Source organism: Methanosarcina sp. (genome assembly GCF_035390745.1).
Taxonomy (GTDB): Archaea; Halobacteriota; Methanosarcinia; order Methanosarcinales; family Methanosarcinaceae; genus Methanosarcina.
On the sequence record NZ_DAOOUJ010000124.1, the window covers coordinates 1 to 3,049 of the forward strand.

The window sequence follows — 3,049 nt, forward strand, 5'->3', positions numbered from 1 at the left end:
AAACGAAATAGGATTCAATTTATATCCAATTTTTCCTCGAAAAGAGGAAAAATTGTAGCCTTTTAAAGGCTACCTGAATAGTTACGAAAAATAAATGAAAAGCCAGGAATTTTCAAATCTGGCTATAAATTATCGAACTTTTGAGAACAGCCCCAACAACAACCAGCCCAAAAACTAAAAGAAAGAACAGAGCCAAAAGGTTGAGGATGATCTGCTCTATTCTTGGATGAAAAGCTCCCAATCCAAACATCTAAATTGCCATATATAATGATGATAAATTGGTATATCTTGTTTTCCAATCACAAAAGATTAGCTTAGAAAGTTGATTATTCGTATGTTTTAATCCCTTTTCTCTGATAAGTTCTCACATTCTTTGAAAAAAATAGAAATAGTATAGGTGGAAATAATATATTATTCGATAACTTTACAGGAAGCCCCTTCGGTTTCCTTTTCTCTTTATCTGGCTTGAGGGATAAAGACATATTTCTCAACCCTGTTATTAACAAAAATGATCAAAAAGGCTGGTATTCGAAGTTGCCTCTGGTAACACTCTGGCGTGGCAGTTGAGGTTTGTTATTATGAAAAAAACAGACAAAATGGAAAATGTATTCTTAGCTCTTCTTATTTTTGTACCGCTGAGTCTGTTCGCAGAATATATGCACTTTTCTCCCATGTTAATCTTTATTTTAGCTTCGCTTGCGATTATACCGCTTGCAAAATTTATCGGTGAATCGACAGAGGAAATTTCGGTACATACAGGTCCGGCTCTGGGCGGGCTGTTAAACGCCACCTTCGGGAACGCAACAGAATTAATCATAAGTGTTTTTGCCCTGCAGGCAGGACTTACTGAGATGGTAAAGGCGTCCATTACCGGTTCCATCATTGGAAACCTTCTTTTGATTTTGGGTATGGCGTTTTTCTTCGGAGGTCTTGGAAAAGATGAACAGACATTCAATACGACAGCAGCCAGGACCAGCGCCTCAACTCTGTTTCTTGCAACTGCTGCAATTGTCATGCCGGCTGTTTTCGTTCTGACTTCAGAAAACCCTTCAGTTATGGTAATAGAGACCCTGAGCATTGCAGTTTCGGTCATCATGGCTGTGTCATATCTTGCGAGCCTTCTTTTCTCGCTCCGCACCCACAGGCACCTGTACACCGCTGACACGACAGAATGCAGTGCCAGATGGAGCGTAAAAAAATCTGTTACTATTCTTCTTGCATCAACCGTTGCAGTTGCTGTCATGAGTGAAATTCTGGTCGGTTCCATAGAGCCGCTGGCTGAAAGCCTCGGCTGGACGGAACTGTTTATAGGTATGATTTTCGTAGCAATTATAGGAAACGCCGCAGAACACGTTTCTGCAATCACAATTGCAGTCAAGAACCGGATGGACCTGTCTCTCCAGATCGCAATCGGCTCGACAACTCAAATAGCCATGTTTGTCGTGCCGGTCCTCGTGTTCACAAGTTACTTCTTCGAGACACCGATGAATCTGATTTTCACCACATTCGAACTTGCCTGCATAGTCTCTTCCGTCCTTATCGTCAAATCCATTATCGAAGACGGCAAAAGCAACTGGTTTGAAGGATTACAGCTTCTGGGGGCATATGGAATAATGATCGTGGTCTCTTTCCTTCACCCATAACGATAAAAACAATAAGAATCACCGCCAGCCTGTCTGGCGTCTCAACTTTTTATCGAATTACCTTTTGTAAGTTTATTCATGACATTCATTTAAATATCGAGGGTGATATGTATAACAGGATAGGATGATCGACGAAGTGCTAAAAGTTTTCAATAAACTCGATGCAAAGGATTTCAGGGTACTTACAGGCATCGAGACAGGGATGAAACATTTTGAGTGGGTGCCGATAGAAGAGCTAAATAAATACACCAAACTTCCCTTTGATAAGCTTGAGTACAGGCTGAAAAAGCTTGTGCGGGATAAGCTTGTTGTCAGAACCACCCAGCCTTATGAGGGTTTTCAGATTTACTTTGAGGGGTATGATGCCCTTGCTCTCAACGCCTTTGTAAAAAGAAAAAGCATCAGTGCCATAGGGGATGAAATTGGGGTAGGCAAAGAGTCTGTCATCTTTGAAGCAGTCCGGCAGCCTGAGCTTGCGATAGGGGAACCTTTTCCGGTCATAATCAAATTTCACAGGGAAGGCAGGACCAGTTTCAAGCAAATAAAAAGGGTACGTGAGCACCTCGGCGAAAGAGAGCACTTTTCCTGGATTTACGCGGCCAGGCTTGCAGCCCAGCGGGAATATGAGATCATGAGCAAGCTTTACCCACAGGTGTCTGTCCCAAAGCCTCTCGACCAGAACAGGCACGCCATAGTCATGGAACTTGCAAAGGGCAGCCTGCTCTCAAAAACAAAGCTGGTTGCCCCTGAGTGGTACCTTGATGAGATCCTCAAGCAGGTAAAGATAACCTATTCCCTTGGAGTCATCCATGCCGACTTAAGCGAATATAACATCTTTGTATCCGAAGACGGAGTCCAGCTTATTGACTGGCCTCAGTACGTAACTCCTGACCATCCTCACGCCGACGAAATTCTCGAAAGGGATGTTTCAAATATACTGACCCATTTCTACCGAAAGTATAACATTAAAAAGGAACTTAGAGAAGTTCTTGAAGACATTAAAAGTGGAACAAAGAAAAGCACTGATAATGGGGAAAATGATTCGGAAGAAGTTGAAAACGAGGAATTTGAAGAAGAAGGCTATGACGGAGAGGACTTTGAGGCGGAAAGCTTCGAAGCGGAAAAATTTGAGGCCGAGGAGTTTGAAGCAGAAAAATTTAACTCCGAGGATTTAAAAGAAGCAAGTTCTAAAAAAGAGATCAACAACAGGGATTAATTCTCTTTGTAACAGATTATTATAGCATTGACTACAAATGTATGGATTTTCAGAAGGATGTTTCGGTATTTTCTTCCTCAATCCATTCTACAACTTTTTTAAAAACTTACCTTTTCTCTTTTTAAATCCAGGCTCCCTAGTGTCCTGACCATTTAATTATTCCACATAATATTTTGACATTTTCTCATCT

At 41.5% G+C, this 3,049-nt stretch carries 2 protein-coding genes; both read left to right on the forward strand.

Going from position 1 to position 3,049, the window contains the following annotated elements; all coding sequences use genetic code 11:
- Window positions 1–578: 578 nt before the first annotated feature.
- A complete protein-coding gene (gene cax / locus PLL47_RS14720) occupies window positions 579–1,643 on the forward strand; it encodes a calcium/proton exchanger (protein WP_324447309.1) in 1,065 nt (354 codons plus the stop codon).
- A 124-nt stretch (window positions 1,644–1,767) separates the two neighbouring features.
- Window positions 1,768–2,859 (forward strand): serine/threonine-protein kinase RIO2, encoded by a 1,092-nt coding sequence (locus PLL47_RS14725; protein ID WP_324447311.1) that lies wholly within the window; start codon window positions 1,768–1,770, stop codon window positions 2,857–2,859.
- Window positions 2,860–3,049: the final 190 nt, after the last annotated feature.

What these genes read in the sequence shown, in the direction of transcription:
- cax (WP_324447309.1), top strand. Translation starts at nt 579, where the DNA reads ATGAAAAAAACAGACAAAATGGAAAATGTATTCTTAGCTCTTCTTATT.
- PLL47_RS14725 (WP_324447311.1), top strand. Translation starts at nt 1,768, where the DNA reads ATGATCGACGAAGTGCTAAAAGTTTTCAATAAACTCGATGCAAAGGAT.